At 70.1% G+C, this 20,996-nt stretch carries 17 protein-coding genes; 11 read left to right on the forward strand and 6 right to left on the reverse strand.

From position 1 onward, the window contains the following. Window positions 1-15 precede the first annotated feature (15 nt). Genes ACFQS9_RS23590 through ACFQS9_RS23605 form a run of 4 tightly spaced genes read left to right on the forward strand, consistent with a single transcriptional unit; the run spans window position 16 to window position 6,232 of the window. A complete protein-coding gene (locus ACFQS9_RS23590) occupies window positions 16-1,884 on the forward strand; it encodes a class I SAM-dependent methyltransferase (protein WP_378408979.1) in 1,869 nt (622 codons plus the stop codon). After that, window positions 1,881-3,074, forward strand: coding sequence for a glycosyltransferase (locus tag ACFQS9_RS23595; RefSeq protein ID WP_378408980.1), 1,194 nt, complete (start codon window positions 1,881-1,883; stop codon window positions 3,072-3,074). The genes ACFQS9_RS23590 and ACFQS9_RS23595 overlap by 4 nt, the downstream gene beginning before the upstream one ends. Next, window positions 3,071-4,894, forward strand: a complete 1,824-nt coding sequence (locus tag ACFQS9_RS23600) for a class I SAM-dependent methyltransferase (RefSeq protein WP_378408981.1) — start codon at window positions 3,071-3,073, stop codon at window positions 4,892-4,894. The genes ACFQS9_RS23595 and ACFQS9_RS23600 overlap by 4 nt, the downstream gene beginning before the upstream one ends. Before the next feature lie 30 nt (window positions 4,895-4,924). After that, a complete protein-coding gene (locus tag ACFQS9_RS23605) occupies window positions 4,925-6,232 on the forward strand; it encodes a glycosyltransferase (protein WP_378408982.1) in 1,308 nt (435 codons plus the stop codon). On the opposite strand, the gene ACFQS9_RS23610 is transcribed toward ACFQS9_RS23605, so the two are convergent. After that, complete coding sequence (locus ACFQS9_RS23610; RefSeq protein ID WP_378408983.1) at window positions 6,229-6,951, reverse strand: HNH endonuclease family protein; 723 nt, start codon at window positions 6,949-6,951, stop codon at window positions 6,229-6,231. The two genes, ACFQS9_RS23605 and ACFQS9_RS23610, sit on opposite strands and share 4 nt — an antisense overlap. A gap of 137 nt (window positions 6,952-7,088) precedes the next feature. Next, on the reverse strand, window positions 7,089-7,808 hold the full coding sequence (locus tag ACFQS9_RS23615) for a hypothetical protein (RefSeq protein ID WP_378408984.1): 720 nt from the start codon (window positions 7,806-7,808) through the stop codon (window positions 7,089-7,091). 254 nt (window positions 7,809-8,062) lie between these two features. Between ACFQS9_RS23615 and ACFQS9_RS23620 the strand changes: the two genes are divergently transcribed. After that, window positions 8,063-9,463, forward strand: a complete 1,401-nt coding sequence (locus tag ACFQS9_RS23620) for an FAD-dependent oxidoreductase (protein WP_378408985.1) — start codon at window positions 8,063-8,065, stop codon at window positions 9,461-9,463. Between the two features lie 108 nt (window positions 9,464-9,571). Next, on the forward strand, window positions 9,572-10,360 hold the full coding sequence (locus ACFQS9_RS23625; RefSeq protein WP_378408986.1) for a TetR/AcrR family transcriptional regulator: 789 nt from the start codon (window positions 9,572-9,574) through the stop codon (window positions 10,358-10,360). Here the strand turns inward: ACFQS9_RS23625 and ACFQS9_RS23630 are convergent. Continuing rightward, window positions 10,342-11,319 carry an endonuclease/exonuclease/phosphatase family protein gene (locus ACFQS9_RS23630; protein WP_378408987.1) on the reverse strand — a complete coding sequence of 326 codons (978 nt, stop codon included), beginning with the start codon at window positions 11,317-11,319 and terminating at the stop codon, window positions 10,342-10,344. The genes ACFQS9_RS23625 and ACFQS9_RS23630 overlap by 19 nt on opposite strands. Before the next feature lie 56 nt (window positions 11,320-11,375). After that, window positions 11,376-12,617: a PucR family transcriptional regulator gene (locus ACFQS9_RS23635; protein WP_378408988.1), complete on the reverse strand. Its 1,242-nt coding sequence runs from the start codon at window positions 12,615-12,617 to the stop codon at window positions 11,376-11,378. Between the two features lie 247 nt (window positions 12,618-12,864). Here ACFQS9_RS23635 and ACFQS9_RS23640 point away from each other — a divergent pair, with 247 nt between their 5' ends. Beyond that, window positions 12,865-13,707: an alpha/beta fold hydrolase gene (locus tag ACFQS9_RS23640; protein WP_378408989.1), complete on the forward strand. Its 843-nt coding sequence runs from the start codon at window positions 12,865-12,867 to the stop codon at window positions 13,705-13,707. Beyond that, the gene (locus ACFQS9_RS23645) at window positions 13,707-14,288 is read left to right on the forward strand and encodes a DUF4203 domain-containing protein (RefSeq protein WP_378408990.1); all 582 of its coding nucleotides are present in this window, start codon (window positions 13,707-13,709) and stop codon (window positions 14,286-14,288) included. The genes ACFQS9_RS23640 and ACFQS9_RS23645 overlap by 1 nt, the downstream gene beginning before the upstream one ends. Here ACFQS9_RS23645 and ACFQS9_RS23650 read toward each other — a convergent pair. Together ACFQS9_RS23650 and ACFQS9_RS23655 are read right to left on the reverse strand one after the other, a co-directional pair. Next, window positions 14,261-15,595: an MFS transporter gene (locus ACFQS9_RS23650; RefSeq protein ID WP_378408991.1), complete on the reverse strand. Its 1,335-nt coding sequence runs from the start codon at window positions 15,593-15,595 to the stop codon at window positions 14,261-14,263. The genes ACFQS9_RS23645 and ACFQS9_RS23650 overlap by 28 nt on opposite strands. Window positions 15,596-15,605: 10 nt before the next feature. Next, on the reverse strand, window positions 15,606-16,817 hold the full coding sequence (locus ACFQS9_RS23655) for an amidohydrolase family protein (RefSeq protein ID WP_378408992.1): 1,212 nt from the start codon (window positions 16,815-16,817) through the stop codon (window positions 15,606-15,608). 62 nt (window positions 16,818-16,879) lie between these two features. On the opposite strand from ACFQS9_RS23655, the gene ACFQS9_RS23660 reads away from it, so the two are divergent. From ACFQS9_RS23660 to ACFQS9_RS23670, 3 genes are all read left to right on the forward strand, one after another. Beyond that, a complete protein-coding gene (locus tag ACFQS9_RS23660) occupies window positions 16,880-18,253 on the forward strand; it encodes a glutamine synthetase family protein (protein ID WP_378408993.1) in 1,374 nt (457 codons plus the stop codon). 89 nt (window positions 18,254-18,342) lie between these two features. Continuing rightward, the gene (locus ACFQS9_RS23665) at window positions 18,343-18,870 is read left to right on the forward strand and encodes a PadR family transcriptional regulator (protein WP_378408994.1); all 528 of its coding nucleotides are present in this window, start codon (window positions 18,343-18,345) and stop codon (window positions 18,868-18,870) included. A gap of 87 nt (window positions 18,871-18,957) precedes the next feature. After that, the gene (locus ACFQS9_RS23670; protein ID WP_378408995.1) at window positions 18,958-20,988 is read left to right on the forward strand and encodes an oxidoreductase; all 2,031 of its coding nucleotides are present in this window, start codon (window positions 18,958-18,960) and stop codon (window positions 20,986-20,988) included. The last annotated feature ends 8 nt before the right edge of the window (window positions 20,989-20,996 follow it).

The following is a 20,996-nucleotide window of genomic DNA, read 5'->3' on the forward strand; positions in this document are numbered from 1 at the left end:
GGAAGGGGCACCGACATGAGCTCGCTCGCAGGGGATCGCCGGAGGTGGACCGACTGGCTGCCTTTGCTGTTCGCTACCGGCGTCCTCGTCAACGGCATCCGGCTTCGGCGTCGCCTGCGACGCCTGTCCGTGCTGGAGCCGGCCACGGAACCAGTAAGCGGTACCCACCGTTTCCTCACCGCAACTGGTGTGGAGCTGGACGAGGACACCAGGCGAGCCGCGAGCGCCTTCGCGCGCGGCCGAGGATTGGACGTCCTCGACTTGGTCCCCGCTGATCTGTCGGTTGATCGGGTGATGGACCTCGGGAGGGGAATCGACCCAGCCACCTACCGCACCGACCCGTTCGCGCCTGGGCGAGGCGCATACCACGCGATTCTCGCCGACAAGGACGTTCTCGAGCGGGCGGGCGTCATCTCGGACGACGGAGTAGGGCTGACCGAGCTGGCCCGAATCACGCTGCTGCTCAAACTGCATGCCTTCGCATCCACGGACGTGGTGGTTGCGCCGGGTCTGCACGCGATGCCGGAGCAGAGCGACAAGGGCCGCGCGATCCTGCGGGTGCTCTTCCCCGTCGGGCATCAGGTCGCGTTGGCCGTACCGGGTGTCAGCTACGCGGCTCTCACGCTGTGCGTTCTCGTCAATCCGGCATGGGGTCTGGCAGCGGCGGCCCTGTTCTGCCTCCAGCCCTACCTGATCGTTGCCGGACAACGCCACCGATTCGCTCCCACCGATCTACACGGTGCCGCGCTGCTCCGGCTGGTTCGCGGCCCGCGGCGGTGGTGGCGCACCCTGAGCGGTCCCGCGCCGAAGGCGAAGACCTGGCGCGACCTGGTCGCAGACCGGCGACCCGCATACGCGGCCGACCTGTCCGCCGGGATCGGGCGGTTCTTCGAACCCCGTCGGACCAGCTGTCCGTGGTGCGGCGGGAGCGAGCTGTTGGTCCGCGTCACCACACCGGACCTCCGCCAACACAAGCCCGGACGATTCACGCTCGAACAGTGCCGGCAATGCGGACACACTTTCCAGAATCCGCAGCTCACCCTGGCCGGGCTGGAGTTCTATTACCGCGACATCTACGACGGCCTCAGCGCGGATTGGCAGGAGGGGGCCTTCGCGCACCCGTACCCGAAGGACATGTATCAGGCCCGGGCCTCGATGCTCGCTCCGTTCACGACGCCGAAGTCGTGGCTGGATGTGGGGACCGGTTACGGCCACTTCTGCGCGGCCGCCAGCCTGGTCTGGCCCCGGACGGTCTTCGACGGGCTGGACATGTCCGTCAGTATCGAGGAGGCCGAGCGACGTGGCTGGATTTCCCGAGGCTACCGGGGCCAGTTCCTCGAACTGATCGAGGAGTTGGCGGGTCGATACGACGTGGTGAGCATGCACCACTACCTGGAGCACACCCGCGATCCCGCCGCCGAACTGGGCGCCGCCGCGCGAGTACTGCCGCCCGGCGGATTCCTCCTCATCGAGGTGCCGGATCCCGAGTGGCCGCTGGGCCGGCTCCTCGGCAGGTACTGGCTGCCGTGGTTCCAGCCACAGCACTTGCACCTGATCCCGATCGCCAACCTCAAACGGACCCTGCGTGATCTGGGGTTCACGACAGTTGCCGAGGAGCGTGGGCGGGCCCACATCGGCGCTGATCTCACTCAGGCCGCCGTGCAGTTCCTGCGGAATCTGATGCCGCACATGGACTATCCCTGGTCGCAGACCCCTGCGACGCTGCCACGCCGGATATGGCAAGCCGGTGTATGGGTCGGAGGCTCGCCCCTGCTGGCCGCCGGTGTCTTGACCGACCCGATCCTCGACGGGTTCACCCGCCATACCAACCGGGGTGCTGCCTACCGGGTCCTCGCGCGGCTGGATGGTGGGCCGATCCCATGAGCCGTTTTCTGTTCGTCGTGCCGCCACTTGCCGCACATGTCCACCCGACCGCGGCGGTCGGAGCCGAGTTGGTCGCGCGCGGTCACGACGTCGCGTGGGTCGGCCACCTCGACTACATCAGGCCCATGCTGCCGGCGGGCGCCTGCCTGATCGAGGTGGGCTACCCGGACAGCGGATCCGCCGAACCGGTGGGGTCGCGGCAGTGGGGCGAGTCGATGCAGGGTCGTCGCATGGGGATGCGGGGGCCGGCGGCGTTCGTGTTCCTGTGGGAGGAGTTCCTGATCCCGCTCGCCACCTCGATGGTGCCCGGCATCGGGGCCGCCGTCGACGCCTTCCGCCCCGACGTGCTGGCCGTGGACCAGCACACCCTCGCCGGCGCGCTCGTCGCCCGCGCTCGCCGCCTGCCATGGGCCACCTTGGCCATCATGTCCGCGGAACTGGTTGATGCCCTGGGGCCCTCACTGCAGGCCTGGGTCACGGAGCGCGTGGACGGGTTCGTGCGCCTCTTCGACGGTCTGGGTTCGGACCCTGCCGAGGCGGGCGACCTGCGCTTCTCCGAGCACCTGGTGCTGGCCTTCACGACGGCGGCGCTTGTCGGCCCGCTCGACCGATTCCCCGACCACTACCGGTTCGTCGGACCCTCGAACTTTCCCCGTGGCGGCGACTTCCCCTGGGAGCGGCTCGATCCGGCCCGTCGACATGTGCTCGTGACGCTCGGGACCGTCAGCCGCGATGTCGGGCGGCGCTTTCTCGCTACTGCGATCGAGGCGGTGGAACCCCTGACGGATCGAATCCAGCTGATCGTGGTCGCCCCACCCGGGTCGGTCGACTCGGCCGGGCCGGATGTACTGGTGCGCGACTTCGTGCCCTATCTGGAACTGCTGCCACATCTCGATGTCGTGGTGTGCCACGCCGGGCACACCACGACCTGCGAGGCCCTCTCCATGGGCGTGCCGCTGGTGGTGGCCCCGATCCGCGACGACAACCCGGTCGTCGCCGCGCAGGTCGAGGGCGCCGGAGCCGGGATACGGGTCAAGTTCGGCCGGGTTCGGGCCGCCGAGCTGCGCGAAGCGATGCTGACGGTCCTGGACGATCCGTCCTACCGCCAGGCGGCCTTACGGGTGCAGGCCTCCTTCGCGGGCGCCGGCGGCGCCGTGGCCGCGGCCGAGTGTCTCGAGGGATTGGCATGAGCCGCCTGCGACCGTCCGGAGTGTTGCCGCTGTTGATTGCCGGTGGGCTGATGTGCAACGGCTGGCGGCTGCGCCGACGGCTCTCCGCGTTGCGAACCTTGGCGCCGGCCGACGCACCGGCCGGCGGGTGGGTGCGTTTCGTCACCGCGGAAGGCGTCACTCTGGCCGACGCCGTCCAGCGCTCGGCGGCGGCCCATGCACGCACCCGGGGGCTCGCCGTGCTCGATCTCGTGCCGGCGGACCTGCCGGTCGAGGCCGCGCTCGACCTGGCCCGCGTGGTGGATCCCGCCACCTACCGCACCGAGCGGCTGTGCGTCGGACGCGGTGCGGCACATGCCCTCGCAGTCCAGCCGACGGTGTTGGAGCGAGCCGGGATCGACACGATCGCCGGGCTGGATCCGGTGGAGATCACCAAGTTCACCGCCGAGGCGAAACGATGCGCCCCCTCGGACACGGACCTGGTGGTGGCTCCCCCCTTCGAGGCGGTTGACGTCGACCTCGGCAAGCGGCGAGCCGCACTGGAAGCCACCGGATTTCCAGGGGTGTGGGCGTTGACCCCCATGGTGGTCCGATATGTACTGCTGGCCGCCGGGTTCTGCGCCCATCGCGGTTGGGGTGTGGCCGCGGTACTCGCGTACTGTGCCCAGCCCTACCTCGTCGTGGCCGGGGGCCCGCTGCGTCCCCGGGACCTGCGGTGGGCTTGGCTGCGGCCTGTCCGCGAGCCATACACCTGGATCAGGACGGCCTTGGGCACATGGCGGTCGCCGGAACAGGAGCGGGAGCGCGAAGTGGAGGCCGCTGCCAGGCAACGATATTCGCGGGACCTCGCATCCGGCACGGCCCGATTCTTCGAGAGTCGTCGCGAGACCTGCCCGTGGTGTGGCGGTCATGCGTTGCGGAAATCGGTCGAATCGCCGGACTTCAGCCAGCGTAAGCCCGGAATCTTTCGGTTGGACAGGTGCCTCGATTGTGGCCATGTCTTCCAGAATCCGCGGCTGTCGGTGGCCGGCTTGGAGTTCTACTACCGCGACTTCTACGACGGTGCCGGTGCGGAGAATGCGGATTTCGGTTTCACCGTGACGGCGCCGGTCTATCGGGACCGGGCGGTGATGGTGGCTCCGTTCACCACACCCACGCGCTGGCTGGACGTCGGCACGGGCCAGGCGCACTTCTGCAATGCCGCACGCGAGGTGTGGCCGGACACGGTCTTCGACGGGCTGGACATGAGCGCGAACGTCGAGCGGGCGCAGCAGCGCGGTTGGATCTCCCGTGGCTTCCGCGGGTCCTTTCCCGAACTGGCCGAGGAGTTGGCCGGGCGCTATGACGTGGTCAGCATGCACCACTACCTGGAGCACACGCGCGACCCCTTCACCGAGCTCGATGCCGCGGCGCGGGTACTGCTGCCCGGCGGCTACCTGCTCATCGAGGTTCCCGACCCCGAGTGGCCGCTGGCGCGGCTGCTCGGGCGGTACTGGCCCGGCTGGTCGCAGCCGCAACACCAGCACCTCTTCCCGCTCGGCAACCTCCGAACGGCGTTGGCCGACAGGGGTCTCACCGCGGTCGCCGAACAACGTGCACAAGCTCAGATGCCCTTGGACTTCGGCGGATGCGCTCTCTTCCGAGTCACCACCCTCATGCCGGACCTGTCTCCGTGGTCGCCGCTCGCCGCGACCCGTTTGCGTCGGCTGTGGCGCGTGGGGGCCTGGACCCTCGGGGCGCCGGTCATCCTCGCAGGCGGCCTCGTCGACCAGGTGATCAAGGCCGCGCTTCGCGACAGAGGCAGGAGCAACTGCTATCGACTGCTGGCCCGCAAGGACTGAGGTCCTGCGGAGGAAGGAGTTCTGTGCGCCATGCCCGGCCCCCTCATCATCCACGCAATAGGATCGCTGGGCGATGTCGCGCCACCGATCCTGCTCGGCCGGGAACTGCGGCTGCGTGGTCACCAGGTGCGGGTGATCGCCGGCGAGCGTTATGCACCTCTCGTGGCGGACGCGGGACTGGAACACCGACCGCTCGGCATCGATTTCGAAGAATTGGTGCCCGTCCCTTCCTGGCAGGTGTGGTCCGACGGCAAGGGCCTCGCGCACACGATGCGCGATGGGTGGCGGCGACTCCGCCCGGCGCTCGAGACGATGCTGTCGGAGACGGATGCCGCCTGCATTGGGGCGCAGGCGATCTTGAGTTCGACGTTGGCGGCGGTCGGCTACCACATCGGTGAGAGCCACCGTATCCCGTACGCGTCTCTGCAGATGCAACCGTGGGAGCCGACCCGCGAGTTCCCACACAGCATGGCGTTCTCCGGCGGCTGGTCCGGCGGCTGGTCCGGCGGCTTGACCAATCGCCTTGGCTACACGCTCGTCGACCAGGTGCTCTGGCAGCTGACTCGCTCAGCGGTCAACCGGTGGCGCACAACCTCGCTGGGGCTCGATCCCCTGCCGTGGTACGGCCCCGCGAATCGCGCGCGTCGGCAGCAGATCCCCGTCTTGTGCGCCTTCAGTCCTCATGTGGTCACGCCGCCGGACGACTGGGGTTCCCATGTCCACGTCACCGGCTACTGGTTTGCCGAGGGGCCGACAGACTGGGAGCCGACGCCGGGGTTGGTCGATTTCCTGGGCGCTGGGCCGCCCCCGGTCTACGTCGGCTTCGGCAGCTGGCAACCCGAGGACGAGGCTCGAGTGCATGCGCTGGCGTGTTCCGCGCTTCGCGGAGCCGGAGTCCGCGGTGTCCTCCAGGGTCGTTCTCTCGAGACCAGCGATCCCCACCGCTACGGCACGGACATGTTTGTCGTGGGCCGGATCCCGCATGAATGGCTCTTTCCGCAGACCGCTGCCGTGGTCCACCACGGCGGGGCCGGAACCACCGGCGCGGGGCTGCGGGCCGGTGTGCCGAATGTGGTGTGTCCATTCCAAGTCGATCAACTGTTCTGGGGGACACGGGTGGCCGCGCTGGGAGCCGGGCCGCGTCCGCTGCCCGTCACCCACTTGCGAGCCGATGTCCTCGGCAGTGCCATCAGCACCGCGGTCCGCGACCCCGGGATGCGGGCTGCCGCAGCGATGCTGGGCGAGAGGCTGCGCGCCGAGCGTGGGATCGAGCGGGCCTGCGATGTGATCGAAGACTGTGTGCGCCACCCCGTCATCCCAGGTCAAGCCGACCACTAACAGGACGAGAGCACCCGCGTGATCGAGTCCTTCTCCGCCTGCGTGACCCACAACCGGTATGCGGCCTTGACCTCGACCTGCTTCGAGACGTAGGTGCACCGATACGACTTCGCCGAGGGAAGCCACGTCGCCGCGTCACCGTCTGACTTCTGCTGGTTCGTCGGACCGTCGACCGCGAGCAGGTTCCGCGGATCGTTGGCGAAGTCGCGGCGGGTCGGCACGTCGAGTTGCTGCGCACCCTTCTGCCAGGCATCGCTGAGCGCGACCACGTGGTCGATCTGGACCGCACTGGAGGTGCCGGAACCGCGGGTGAACGCGATCGACTTTCCGGTGTACGGGTCGTGCAGGGTGCCGGTGAGCACAACACAGTTCCCGGTCCCGGCCTTGAACACCGTCTCGACCAGGTCGCGGGCGAGGATGTCGTTGCGAGTGTCGCATCCGTTCCGGCCGCCCGCCACGGCGACATCATCGGTCCACGCCGGCCCGAACAGGTCGCGCTCGTACCCGGTCTTGGGCGCCCGGCCCTTCACCGGGATCGTCTCCAGCACAGCGAGAGTGGTTGCCACGCCCGCGGCCGGGCCGGCACCGGGAATTCCGTTGTCCGCGCTCCCCGTCGGCATCGCCTCCGCCGCCGGAGCAGCGCAGCCGGTCAGGGCGAGCGCGGCCACCGCCGTGGCGATCAGGAACAGACGCGGACGAGTGGCCGAACGAAAACGCAAGGGGGAACTCCTGTTCGAGATGTGAGCGGGCCGCCCAGTATGGCGCACAAAGGGGTCGGCCCCCGCGCGACGCGCGGAGGCCGACCCCTTTGTTGACCCACATCACGGACCCTGGGTGGTCCCGATGTACATCGCGGCTAGCGATGGTCCCGGACGATCGGCCCGGACTGGTCGCGATGGTCCCGGACGATCGGTCCGGCCCCATCGGAAGGCCCGACGCTCACGCCACCGGGAGGGTTCGGGTCGGCCCCGTCTCCCCGATGGTCCCGAACGACGGGATCGGACACCGGGGCGGCGGGCGGCGGATCCACCGGACCCACGACCGGACCGCCCGGCTTCGGGCCCGGATCCACCGGCCCCGGATCCACCGGCCCCGGATCCACCGGTCCCGCGGGCGGCGGGACCACCGGATCCGCAACCGGTCCGGCGGGCTTCGGGTGCGCCGGCATTGGGTCCGCCGGCTTCGGGGCCGCCGGATTCTGGCCCACGGGCCCGGCCGGAGCCTGACCGACCGCAGCCTGACCGACCGCAGCCTGACCGACCGGAACCTGACCGACCGGAACCTGACCGACCGGAGCCTGGCCGACCGCCTGGCCGACCGGGGGCGCCGAATCCGGTGCCGTCGCCGCGTCGACCGGCGCCACGACCGCACGCTGATTCGCACCGTCATCCGTGGTGCGGCTCTTGTCGGCCCCCGGCACGACCGCACCCCCGGGTCCGACCGGGGCCTCGACACTCGTCGCCGATCCCGGTTCGGTGTGCGAGGCGATCGACACGACACCTACCCCGGCGAGGGCGATCGCGGCGACTGCCGCGGCTGAGGCGAGGACTGTGCGGGTCATGGTGGTCTGGCGCATGGGATGTCGCTCCGTTCGGTTCGGTGTCGAGGTTGGACTTCAAGCCTCGCCCGCCGCGCTACCTCCCGAAACACACCCAAGGGTGAGCAATCCGGTCCCCCTCCACTACCCGACGACAGTGGATGCGACTCGGCGCCACTCCCCCTGGGGGTCGATGCGGTCCCCCTTGGGTTCCAGACGGTCACCCTGGGGGTCCTCGTCTGGTGCGAATTCGTGGATCAGGGTGGGAATGTCCGGTAGACGGGAGTATCACCATGGATCGCCACATCGTCCTGCGTGGCCGCGTCGCCCGAGCATCCGCCGGCGCCATGACCGCGGCCCGCCGCGACGCACACGCCGTCGTCATCGGCGGCAGCATCGCCGGCCTGCTCGCGTCCCGCGTCCTGGCGGACTACTTCGGCACGGTCACGATTTTCGAGAAGGATCACCTGGTCGACAACGCCGAGCCGCGTACGGGGGTGCCCCAGGGCCGCCACGTCCACAGCATCTGGAAGCGGGGCCTGACCCTGATGGAGGAATCCTTCCCCGGCCTCACCTCCGATCTGGTCGAGGGCGGATCGGCCGAGGTCGAGATGACGAAGGACTTCGCCTGGTACCACCGCGGCGTGTGGAAGCTGCGGGTACCCAGCGGCATCCTCATCACGTGTCAGACGCGACCGTTCCTCGAATGGCACATCCGGCGGCGGGTGGGCCAGATCTCCAACATCAGTCTCGTCGATCGGTGCACCGTCAAGCGATTCGCCGCCGAAAGCGGCCGGGTCACCGGGGTGGTGATCCAGTCGCACCGAGCCGGCACCACCGAGGAGACCGTCGCCGCCGACCTGGTGGTCGACGCGAGCGGTCGCGGTTCCCGGACGCCGCACTGGCTCGAGGACATGGGGTACGAACGACCCGCGATGTCCGTCATCGACGTCGATGTCGGCTATGCGACGCGGTTCTATGCCCGACCGCCGCTCGAGGACCGCCCGTGGAATGCGCTGATCATCGCGCCCACGCCCCCACACGGAACACGGTTGGGCGTCGTGTTCCCAGTGGAGGGTCAGCGCTGGATCGTCATGCTCGGAGGCTGGAACGGGGACCACCCGCCGCGCGACGATGACGGACTTCTCGAGTTCGCGCGCAGCCTCGAGGCACCCGACATCTACACGTTCATGCGCGACGGGGAGCCCCTGACACCGAGCGTGACGTACAGGTTTCGCGCCAACACCCGCCGATATTACGAACGGATGCACCGCTTTCCGGGCGGTCTGATCGTGCTCGGCGACAGCCTGTGCAGCTTCAACCCGATCTACGGCCAGGGAATGACGACCAGCGCCCTGGACGCGATGACGCTGCGGGAATGCCTCGAACGGGGAGTCCACAAGGGTGACAACCTCGATGCGATCGCCCACCGTTTCCGGAAGAGAGTGCCGCGGAGGCTCGAGGCGCCGTGGCGGATGGCCGCCGGGGAGGACATGAACTGGCCTGGAACACAAGGCGATGCGCCGTTCGGCACCCCGTTCATGAACTGGTACTTCGGCAGAGTCCACGCGCTCGCGGCGCGCGATCCGCAGGTGTTGGTCCGATTCGTACGTGTGGCGAACATGATCGATTCGCCGGTCCGGATCTTCCACCCCAGGGTCCTGGCGGCGGTCCTCACCCGATCAGCGCGGTGAGTCGCCTTCGGCTCTCCCATGGGCTTCGGATCCCGCGCCGCCCAACTGGCGGACCCCCACGACCGGCGCTGCGGACCGAGCCGGCGGGTGAGCGAGGAGAATGGCCCCGTGACGTCAAAAAAGGAGGCACCCTCCGATCCGGCACGCATGGTGGCCCTGTTGTGGGGGCAGCACGGGAAGACCGGACGCAAGGGCCTGACCGTCGAGGCGATCGTGGCCGCGGGCATCGGACTCGCCGACGCCGAGGGCCTGGACGCGGTCTCGATGCGCAGGGTCGCCGAACGGCTCGGCGCCGGCGCCATGTCGCTGTACACGCACGTACCGGGCAAGGCGGACCTGGTCGACCTGATGCACGACAGCGTGCTCGGCGGCCTCTACGTGGACCTCGGCGAGCCGACCGGGGCGCCCGGCGGATGGCGCGGCGGTCTCGAGTTCATCGCCGCGCGCAATTGGGACCTCTACCAGCGCCACCCCTGGATGCTGCAGCTCGTCGGGGTACGCCCCGTTCTCGGCCCCAACACCATCCGCAAGTACGAGGCCGAACTGCGGCCGCTGGACGGAATCGGCCTGTCCGACATCGAGATGGATTCGGTGCTGACCCTGGTGTTGACCCACGTGGTCGGGACCGCCCGCCTGCTCGCCAGCGTGGCCGCGACCGCCGAGGAATCCGGGTTGACCGACGCCCAGTGGTGGGACCTGGTCTCGCCGACCCTCGAGCAGCTGATGGACCCCGCCGACTACCCGATCGCCGGGCGGGTCGGTGAGGCCGCCGGGCTCGAGTTCCAGTCCACCGGCGACCCGGTGCACACGCTCCGATTCGGGCTCGAGCGCATCCTCGACGGCGTCGCGGACCTGATCCGCGAACGGTCGCGATCGGGTCAGTCGGACTCGGCGTAGCCGTCCGACGAGGTCAACGAGACCGTCGCCGCCACACCACGATGGTCCGAGCCGGGCAACTCCACCGACTCGACATCGCCGGCCACGGCGCCGGAGACCAGGATGTGGTCGATGGCCAGGACCGGCGGCCACCACCGGTCGGCGGGGTAGGTCGCGAGCACGCCCGCACCGGACTGCTCGGCCGCGTCCCGGTAGCCGTCGCCGACGAGGGCGCGGAACTGCGCGTGGTCGTACGTCGCGTTGAAGTCGGCGCCCACGATCACGGGTTCCCCCTGCCCGCGCAGACCCTGCAGGATGTTCCGCACCTCGCCCATCTCGCGATTCCAGATCGTCGACTGGGGCCGGGGCCACGGGGGAATCGGATGCGCCGCGACCACTCGGTAGGGGCGTTGCCCGGGCTCGTGCACCCGCGCCGAGACCATGTTGAGCACGAACCCGAGATGCTCGGTCTCCTCAGACAGCGGATGACGACTCCAGATCCCGGTGCCGCCACCGCCCCACTCCATCGGCCTCAGATACCGATACGGCAGCTCGGCGTCCAACCCGGCCGCGCCGAGCCGCGGCACCGCGTCGTCCGTGAGCTCGTTCACCGTCAACACGTCCACCTCACGGGCGCGGACCTGCTCGACGAGGACGGCGGGATCCGCCTGCCCGAACAGGATGTTCGCCTGCAGGACGCTCACCTCGGGCACCTCCCCCGGCCGCGCCGACTCGCCGAGATACAACGGGAGCTGGGTCCACACCGAGGCGGCGACCACGAGGGCCGCCACCACTGTCCCCGCCCGCTGCCGGGTGAGGGCGAGCACGAGCAGACCGACCACTCCGGCCGCCATCAGGAACGGCGCAAAGGACGCGACCACCACGAGCACGGTCACCGTCGTGTCCAGGTAGTGCACCGCGACGCCGACCGCCGCGGCCAGGACCGCCAGCCACGCCAGCACCACGAGCGCACGCCTCATCCACCGCACAGTTCCCCCTCGAGTTCGTCCCACCACTATGCCCGAGGTCGGGCCGCTCACCCCAGCGCGCGTCGCGCCGCCAACGCCGCCCCCACGTGCGGAAGGTCCGCCGGGTCCGCCGGATTGAGCCCCGTCAGTTCCGCGACGCGCCGCATGCGGTAGTCGACGGTGTTGGCGTGCACCTGCAGAGCGGTCGCCGTCGCGCGACGGTTGAGTCCGCTGGCCACGTAGGCCTCGAGCGTCTGCATCAGCTCCGGCCTCGCAACCAGCGGCTCGAGCAGGCCGGCCAGCTCGGGATGGGCAGGGCTCGGTCTGCTCAGCTGATACTCGAGCAGGACGTCGCGCAGCCGGTACAGCCCGGGCGGGCGCCTCGACCGCGAGACGAGCACGATGATCTCGGCGGTCTGCTCCACGGCGGCGGGCACCTCCGTCGGCGCCGCGACCACTGCGGCGGCACGGATCTCGGTGCCGACCACCGCCTGCGCGCGTTCGATCATCCGCTGCAACGCGTCCCATTCCGGCGGGTTCCCCGGACATGGGATCAGCGCCGTCCCGCCTCCGCTGTCGATCACGGTGAGCGCGGGCTCGCCGGTGATGCGATCCAGCTCGGCCTGCAGCCGACGCAGCTTTCGCCTGCCCGCCACCGTGCCGCTGACGCCCTCACTGCGCTCGTCGGCGTGCTCCCCGATCGACAGGGTCATCGCGAGGTAGTGCGGGGCGAGGCGGAGTCCGGTCCGCTGCGCAATGGCGTCGAGGGGCTCGCCCGCGACCAGCGCGGTCATCAGGGAGCGGCGGCCCGAATTCTCCTGACTGTCCATGATCTGGCGCTCCTCGAGGTAGGACGAGCTCACCTCGAGCGTCAGCTGGCGCAGGAAATCGAGCACCATCGCCATGATCGTCTGCGCATCGGCCATGTCGCCTGGTTCCGCGTCGGCGAACATTTCCTTGGTCGCCATCCCGATGCCGACGTGGTAGGCGTGCAGCACGGCATCGAGTGGGACGCCCTCCTCCGCACGCCGCGCCGCGGAGTTCCGCTGCTCGACGAATTCGGCCGCCCGTGCGGGGCGGCGTTCACGGAGCAGCGTCGCGAACAGTTCCATGTTGTGATGCACGATCCCCGCGATCTCGCCCTGCACCTCCTCTGCCGGCAGCTCCCGGTAGATCGGGAGGTCGTCCACGAGGCGTTCGATCACCGCGACGGTCAGGTCGGTCGCGGCGGCGTCCAGCCAGTTGGCCACCGACCGCCCTGCGATGCGCAGGGGCTCGTCATCGCGGATCCCGCCATTGAGACTCGTCACAGTTCACTCCCGATAGCCCTGAGTGCTGCCCCAGGTCACCTGATACCCACAGATACTTAGCACGTATCCGGAACCGGGCGAACCGGATCGGCGGATGCGCTCACCGGACCGTCATCCAACCCGTGCGCCGCGCCGATCGCGCCACCGGTGGGGCCCACCACGAATGCCGCCCTTTTCGCGCCCCGGGCGGTAATCTCGGGCCGTACGGGGCACGGCAACGACGAGCGTTGAAGGACAAGTGGATTCCGTGGACGCACACACTCCCACCGCAGTGACCGTCGGCGGCCTCACCTTCGACGTCGAGGAGTCCGGTCCCGCCGACGGGACCCCGGTGGTCCTGTTGCACGGATTCCCCCAGACCCTGGCCTGCTGGCGACCCCTGACGCCGCTGCTGACCGCCGCCGGCCTGCGGGTCATCGCGCCGTCGCAGCGGGGCTACTCCCCCGGTGCCCGACCGGTCGGCGTCGAGCACTATGCGATCGAGCATCTCGCCGACGACATCCTCGGTTTGATGGACGCACTGGGCGTTGCGTCCGCGCATCTGGTCGGGCACGACCTGGGTGGGTCCGTGGCCTGGTGGCTCGCCGCTCACCATCGGGACCGAGTCGAGACCCTGACCGCGGTCTCCACGCCACACCTCGCCGCATTCGGCTTGGCGATCCGCGAGGATGCAGACCAACAGAAGCGCTCCTCCTATTTCGGTGCGTTCCGGTACAGCGAGTCCGTTGCGGACCTGCTCCTCGCCGACGATGCGCGGCGGCTGCGCTCATCATTCGGCGATCTCGACCGCGCCCAGGTCGACGAGTACGTACGCGCACTGAGTGCACCAGGGGCACTCGATGCAGCCCTGTCCTGGTATCGGGCGATGCGGGACTTCCGCGGCCTGCCCGCGGTCGCGGTACCCACGACCTACGTCTGGGGCTCGGGCGACGCGTTTCTCGGCCGGGTGGCCGCCGAACGCTGCGGCGAGTTCGTTGACGCCCCATACCGATTCGTCGAACTCGACGGCGTCAGCCACTGGATTCCGGAACAAGCAACCGACGCACTGGCCGACGCTGTCCTCGCGCGAATCGAAGGGAACGAGAAATGATGAGCGGTCTCGCGGTACTGCTGGTCGGAGTCGTCCTCTGCTTCTGGGGAATCGGCTCGCTGCACGTTGCGGTGCTCGCCGCCGGCTTCGGTCTCGGTTGGCTGGTCGCGGACCTGTTCAACGCCTCGCTGACGACGCTGTTCCTGTTCGCGCTCATCGGCGCCGTCACCTCGTGGGTGGTCACCACGCTGATCTTCAAGTTCTCCGCGTACTTCATCGGCGGCCTGACCGGCGCGATGGCGGGCGCGAAGATCGCCGACGTGCTCCAACCCGGGGACAACAACTGGGCGCTCAGCGCGATCGTGATCCTCGCGGTCGCGGTGGCCGCCGCGTTCCTCGCCGACAAGTACCGGGCCCGGGCGCTGCTGTGGCTCACCTCGATCGGCGGTGCGAGCATGATCCTGACCGGCCTGGGGCGCACCACCGACGCCCTCGCGTTCCTGCACGAACCGCAGGCAGGTTGGGAGCAGATCACCTCGACCGTGCTCTGGATCGTGCTCGCCGCGGCCGGCTGGATCGTGCAGCGGCGGCTGTTCCCGGACAAGCTCGGGATTCAGACCGACGAGCGCTCCCGGCGGTAGTCGCGCTCGGGTGCCCGCACCGGCAGCAACGCCGCCAGTCCGAGCGCCAGCACCACGAGCAGCCCCACGATGCCGGCCCGGTCGCTGGCGAACGCCCACGCGAACACACCGAACAGGGTCGGCGCGAGGAACGAGACCGCCCGGCCCGTCGTCGCGTACAGGCCGAACATCTGACCCTCGCGGCCGACCGGGGTGATCCGCACGAGGAAGGTCCTGGACGCGGACTGCGCGGGGCCGACGAAGACGCACAGCAGCAGCCCGAACACCCAGAACGCCGCCGGACCCGTGACCACCAGCAGCACCGCCCCCGCCACCAGCATCGCGGCGAGCGAGGCGACGATGACCGTCTTCGGTCCGAGGGCGTCGTCGAACCGACCGGCCGCCAGTGCCGCGACACCCGAGACGACATTCGCGGCGACGCCGAACAGCAGCACGTCCGATGCCGCGATGCCGTAGACGTTGACCGCGAGGACCGCGCCGAAGGTGAACACACCGGCCAGACCGTCACGGAAGAGCGCGCTGGCGAGCAGGAACCCGACGGTTCGGCGATCCACCCTCCAGAGGTCCTTGAGATCGCGCCACAGCACGCCGTACGACGCGAAGAACCCCGCTCGGGCAGCCCCGAGCTCGGCCTGCGTGCGAGGCAGCTCAGGTACCGCGATCAACACCGGAATCGCGAACGCCGCGAACCACAGTGCCGCCACCAGCGCCACCATCCGGATGTTGAATCCCCCGTCGGTGGTCAGGCCGAGCAGTCCGCGGGTGTCGCCGTCGCCGGCGATGAATCCGAAATAGCAGACCAGCAGCAGGACGATGCCGCCGAAATAGCCCATCGCCCAACCGAAGCCGGAGACCCTGCCGATGTTCGCCGGGGTGGACACCTGACGCAGCATCGCGCTGTACGGGACCTCGGCGAGCGTGAACAGCACCGACCCGACGCCGAGGAGCGCCAGCCCGGCCCACAGGTACTGATATCGGTCCTCGACGAGGAACATCGCCGCCATCACGACCACGACCGCCGCCGTGAGGAGGGTGAGCGAACGCCTCCGGTGACCGGTCGCGTCCGAGCGCTGCCCGGTGACCGGCGCCAGGACCGCGATGAGCAGGCCGGAGGCTCCGAGCGACCAGCCGAGCCAGGTGCTCGCCGAGACGGAGCCCGGCAGGTCGTCGCCGACCGCGTCGGTGAGATAGACCGAGAAGACGAAGGTGACGATCACCGCGTTGAACGCGGCCGAACCCCAGTCCCACAGTCCCCACGCGAGAACCTGCTTGCGGGTGACGCCGTCGCCGAGCACCGCTGGACCCATGATCGCGAGCCTAGGCGAGCGAACCGCGTCCGGCTCCCTCTCCGTCGAGACCGTATGCGCGGTGGGCGTTGTCCGCGGCGATCAGGCGCGCGATCCGTTCCGCGTCGAGGTGGGACCAGGCATCGTCGGCGACGCCCGCCGCCAGGAAGTCCGACAACGCCCGGCGGAACAGCGTGGCGCTGACGTGGAACAGCTCGGGCAGCCCGTAACCGTCGGAGGAGAACACGACCGACCCGAACGGTGCCAGTTCGAGCAGCTCGGCCAGCACCTGACCGGCCCGGCTCCCGACGTTCTGCATCGCGAGTCCGACGTCGACGAAGACGTGGTCGAACACCTGCGCCAGAGCGCCCGCATGCCGGTGGAAGGGGTAGGTGTGGAGCAGCATGATCGGGACCCCGAGACCCGCGGTGGCGCGCAACAGCGGCGCCAGCAGCAGCGGATCGCAGCGGCCGAGGTCCGCGTCGGCGTCGCCGAACCCGGTGTGGAACTGGATCGGCAGGCCGAGGTCGACGGCGGTCCAGATCAGGAACCGGATCAGGGTCTCGTCGGCCAGCCGGATCGGCGCGCCCCGTTCGATCCCGGCCGCCCACCGCGCGGCCGCGGCGGCCACCTCGCTCGTGGCCGGACGATCCGGGGCCAGGTCCAGGCCGACCCGATATGCGGCGATCGACTTGAACCCGATCGCCGTCGCCGCCGCGGCCGCCAGCCCGTCCCGGCAGGTCGCGACGAAATCGCCCGCGCGGTGGTCGGCGATCACCCGCTCCGCCACCGATTCCAGCCGGACGATCTCCCGCGCCGAGGCACCGGCACGGGCGGCCAACTCGTCCGGCGTGGTCAAGCCGTCAGGCCGAAAGCCGGTGTCCACGAAGAACTCGGAGATCCCGGCGCCGCGCAACAGCCGCCGGGCCACCTCGTCGGAGCCGAGCTCGGCGCGCCGCGCGAGGTAATCATCGGCAGGCGCGTGCGGCGCCAGGTCGAGCAGGGGGCTGCACAGGCGCCGGACCGCGAGCCCGACCTGGGTGTCGAACAGCGACCCGTGCCACGGTCCGGGCGCGTCCGCCTCGCAGAGCAGCGATTCGAACCCCGCCCGGTCGAGCGGGCCCCGCACGATGCCGTGGCAGTGATGGTCGACGAACGCGACCCGCCCGACCAGCTCCTCCAGGCGCCGCCGTTCGCCCGATCTCGACGGCCCGGCCGACGTATCGTCTGAGGATCGTGCCATGACCGCCATTCTGCCGCTGAACGACGATCGCCGCTGATCAGAGACTGCGCGAAGGAGCCGCAATGGACCGGGACGAGCGTGAGCGGCGGGCCGCGCAGGCCGGCCCGGTGGCGGCCCGACTTGCCGATCAGGGTGTGGTCGGCGTGGCACTGACGTGGGTCGACAACAGCGGGATCACCCGGATGAAGGCGGTCCCGGTCGATCGGCTGGCGAACGCCGCGGCCTGGGGCGTCGGTGCCTCGCCGGTGTTCGACGCGTTCGCGACGGACGATTCGATCATCACCGGCCGCTGCGCGGGTGGCCCGGTCGGCGACCTGCGCCTGCTCCCGGACCTGAACCGGATCACCGCCCTCGCCGCGCAGCCGGGCTGGGCGTGGGCACCCGCCGACCGCTACACGCAGGACGGGACCCCGCACCCGCAGGACGCCAGGGACGTCACCCGCCGCGCGGTCGCGCGACTGGCCGAGGCGGGGCTGACCGCGAAGGCGGCGATCGAGGTGGAGTGGACCCTCGGGCGGGGCGGGGACGATTTTGTGCCCGCCACCCGCGGGCCCGCCTACGGCTTCACCCGACTCGTCGAACACTCCGACTACCTGGCGGACCTGCTCACCGCACTGCACGAACAGGGCATCGCGGTCGAGCAGATCCACCCCGAGTACGCGGCCGGACAGTACGAACTGTCGGTCGCCGCCGACGATCCGGTCGGTGCCGCCGACACCTTCGTCCTGGTCCGCGAGACGATCCGGGCGTTGAGCGCCGACCGCGGCCTGCGGGCATCGTTCTCCCCGAAGGTGGTCGCCGACGGCGTCGGGAACGGCGGGCACGTGCACCTGTCCGTCTGGCGCGGCGCGGACAACCTGCACCACGGCGGCGATGGTCCCTGCGGCATGACCGACGCCGCGGAGTCCTTCGCGGCGGGCATCCTGCACAGGTTGCCCGCCCTGCTCGCCGTCGGCGCCCCCTCGGTCGCGAGCTACCTGCGGCTCGTTCCCGGCCACTGGGCGGCTCCGTACCAGGCGTGCGGACACGAGAACCGCGAGACCGCGCTGCGCCTGATCACGGGCAGCCAGGGCGACGAGGGGCGCGCGGCCAACCTGGAGGTCAAGGTTCTCGACCAGTCGGCCAACCCGTACCTGTGCATCGCGGGTCTGATCTTCGCCGGCCTGGCCGGGCTCGCCGAGCGGTCCCGGCTGCCCGCGCTGGTGGACGTCGATCCCGCCGGCCTGACTGTCGACGAGCGGGCCAGGCGCGGGATCCGTGCGCTGCCGGGCACGCTCGCCGAGGCCACCGACGCGTTCGAGACCGATGCCGTACTCGGTCCTGCGTTCGGGCCGGAGCTGGCGGCCACCCTCGTCGATCTCCGTCGCGCCGAGATCGCACGCTTCGCCGGCTCGAGCCCCGCGGAGATCGTGGCGGCGCTCCGCTGGGTCTTCTGACCACCCGAGCCCCGCGTTCGTCGGCGGGGAGAACGACGTAGTTATGAACTCAGTTGCATAGTCTCCTCGTTGCATAGATACTCGACCTCGTGGCACTCGAACACGCACTGTTGGTCTCGCTCTCCGAACACTCCGGGTCGGGATACGAGCTCGCGCGCCGCTTCGACAAGTCCATCGGCTTCTTCTGGAGCGCCAGCCACCAGCAGATCTACCGCGTGCTCAAGCGCATGGACGAGGCCGGCTGGGTGGACGGCGAGACCGTCGGCCAGGACGGCCGCCCGGACAAGAGGGTCTACCGCGTCAGCGACGCCGGCCGGGCCGAGCTGCGCCGGTGGATCGCGGAGCCGACCGAACCCGGGCACCTGCGCGACGAGCTGGCCGTGAAGATCCGCGCCGCGTCCTACGGCGACCTCGACGACGTGCGCGCCGAGGTCGGCAGGCACCGCGACGACCACGCCCGGCGGCTCGAGGTCTACCGCCTGATCGAGAAGCGCGACTTCCCCGCACCCGACCGGCTGTCCGGCACCGACCTGCACCAGTACCTGGTCCTGCGCGGCGGCATCCGCGTCGAGGAGGGCTTCACCGCCTGGTGCCAGGAGGTGCTCGATGCGCTGTGAACCCTGGTCGCTCCGCGGGCTCCGCTCCTGCGCCCCCGACCCCCACCCCACGACTCCAGCCCGAGTCCGACCCGAAAGGCCGCCCACGTGAGCAACCCGTACCCGAACCTGTTGTCCCCGTTGGACCTGGGCTTCACCACGCTGCACAATCGCGTGGTGATGGGCTCGATGCACACCGGGCTCGAGGACCGCGCACGCGACATCCCGAAACTCGCCGCGTATTTCGCCGAGCGGGCCCGCGGCGGCGTCGGCCTGATCATCACCGGCGGCTACGCGCCGAACCGCACCGGCTGGCTGCTGCCCCTCGGCGCCAAGCTCACCACCCGCAAGGCGGCGAAGCTGCACCGCGAGGTGACCGACGCCGTCCACGCCGAGGGCGGCAAGATCGCCCTGCAGATCCTGCACGCGGGCCGGTACTCCTACCAGCCCCTGAGCGTGTCGGCGTCCTCGATCAAGTCCCCCATCAACCCCTTCCGGCCCCGGGCGCTGACCGGCCGCGGCGTCGAGAGCACCATCGACGACTACGTGCGCTGCGCGGAGCTCGCGCAGTCCGCCGGCTATGACGGCGTCGAGATCATGGGCGGCGAGGGATATTTCATCAACCAGTTCCTCGCGGCCCGCACCAACAAGCGCAAGGACAAGTGGGGCGGCAGCGCCGAGAACCGGCGCCGGCTTGCCGTCGAGATCGTGCGGCGCACCCGCGCGGCGGTCGGGCCGAACTTCATCATCGTCTTCCGGCTGTCGATGGCCGACCTCGTCGACAATGGCCAGACCTGGGACGAGATCTCCGCCCTGGCAACCGAGCTCGAGGACGCAGGCACGTCGATCATCAACACCGACATCGGCTGGCACGAGTCGCGGGTGCCCACCATCGTCACCTCGGTGCCGCGCGCCGCCTTCGTCGAGTTCACCGCCAAGGTCGCCGCGGCCGTGTCGATCCCGGTCTGCGCGTCGAACCGGATCAACATGCCCGAGGTCGCCGAGGAGATCCTCGCCCGCGGCGACGCCGAGCTGATCTCGATGGCCCGGCCGATGCTCGCCGACCCCGAGTGGGTCCGCAAGGCCGGGGCCGACCGCGGCGACGAGATCAACACCTGCATCGCCTGCAATCAGGCCTGCCTCGACCACGCCTTCGGCAACAAGAAGGTCTCCTGCCTGCTCAACCCCCGTGCCGGCCGCGAGACCGAGCTGGTGCTGGCACCGACCCGGCGCGCGAAGAACGTGGCCGTCGTCGGGGCCGGACCCGCGGGCCTGTCCGCGGCGCTGGGCCTCGCGCAGCGCGGCCATACCGTCGACCTCTTCGAGGCGGGCGCCGAGATCGGCGGCCAGTTCGGCATCGCCCGGCGGATCCCCGGCAAGGAGGAGTTCGCCGAGACCATCCGCTACTACACCCGGCAACTGGAACTGACCGGGGTCAAGGTGCACCTGGGCACACGGGTCGACGCCCGCCGGCTGATCGACGGCGGGTACGACGAGGTCGTCCTCGCCACCGGGGTGACCCCACGGGTGCCGAGCATCCCGGGCATCGACCACCCCAGCGTGCTCTCGTACGCCGAGCTCGTCCGCGACGGCAGGCCCGTCGGCGACCGGGTCGCGGTGATCGGTGCGGGCGGTATCGGCGTGGACGTCTCCGAGTACCTCACCCACGCCGTCTCCCCCACCCTCGACCTGGACGAGTGGAAGCGCGAGTGGGGCGTCACGGTCTCCGACACCGCTCCCGGCTCGCTCACCACGCCGGAGACCGAGCCGTCGCCGCGGGAGGTGTACCTGCTCCAGCGCAAGCCCGGCCCGATCGGCGCGCGTCTGGGCAAGACCTCCGGCTGGGTGCACCGGGCCGCCCTGAAGAAGAAGGATGTGCACCAGATCTCGGGCGTGAACTACGAGCGGATCGACGACGACGGGCTGCACATCACCTTCGGCGAGAAGCGCGAGCGACCGCAGGTCCTCGCCGTCGACAACGTGGTGATCTGCGCGGGCCAGGAGTCGGTGCGCGAGCTCGTCGGCGACCTGGAGTCGGCCGGGGTGACCATCCACGTGATCGGCGGGGCGGATGTCGCGGCCGAGCTGGACGCCAAGCGGGCCATCGACCAGGGCACCCGGCTTGCCGCGGTCCTCTGACCCGTTAG

It is taken from the genome of Rhodococcus daqingensis, assembly GCF_042665615.1.
GTDB lineage: Bacteria > Actinomycetota > Actinomycetes > Mycobacteriales > Mycobacteriaceae > Rhodococcus_G > Rhodococcus_G daqingensis.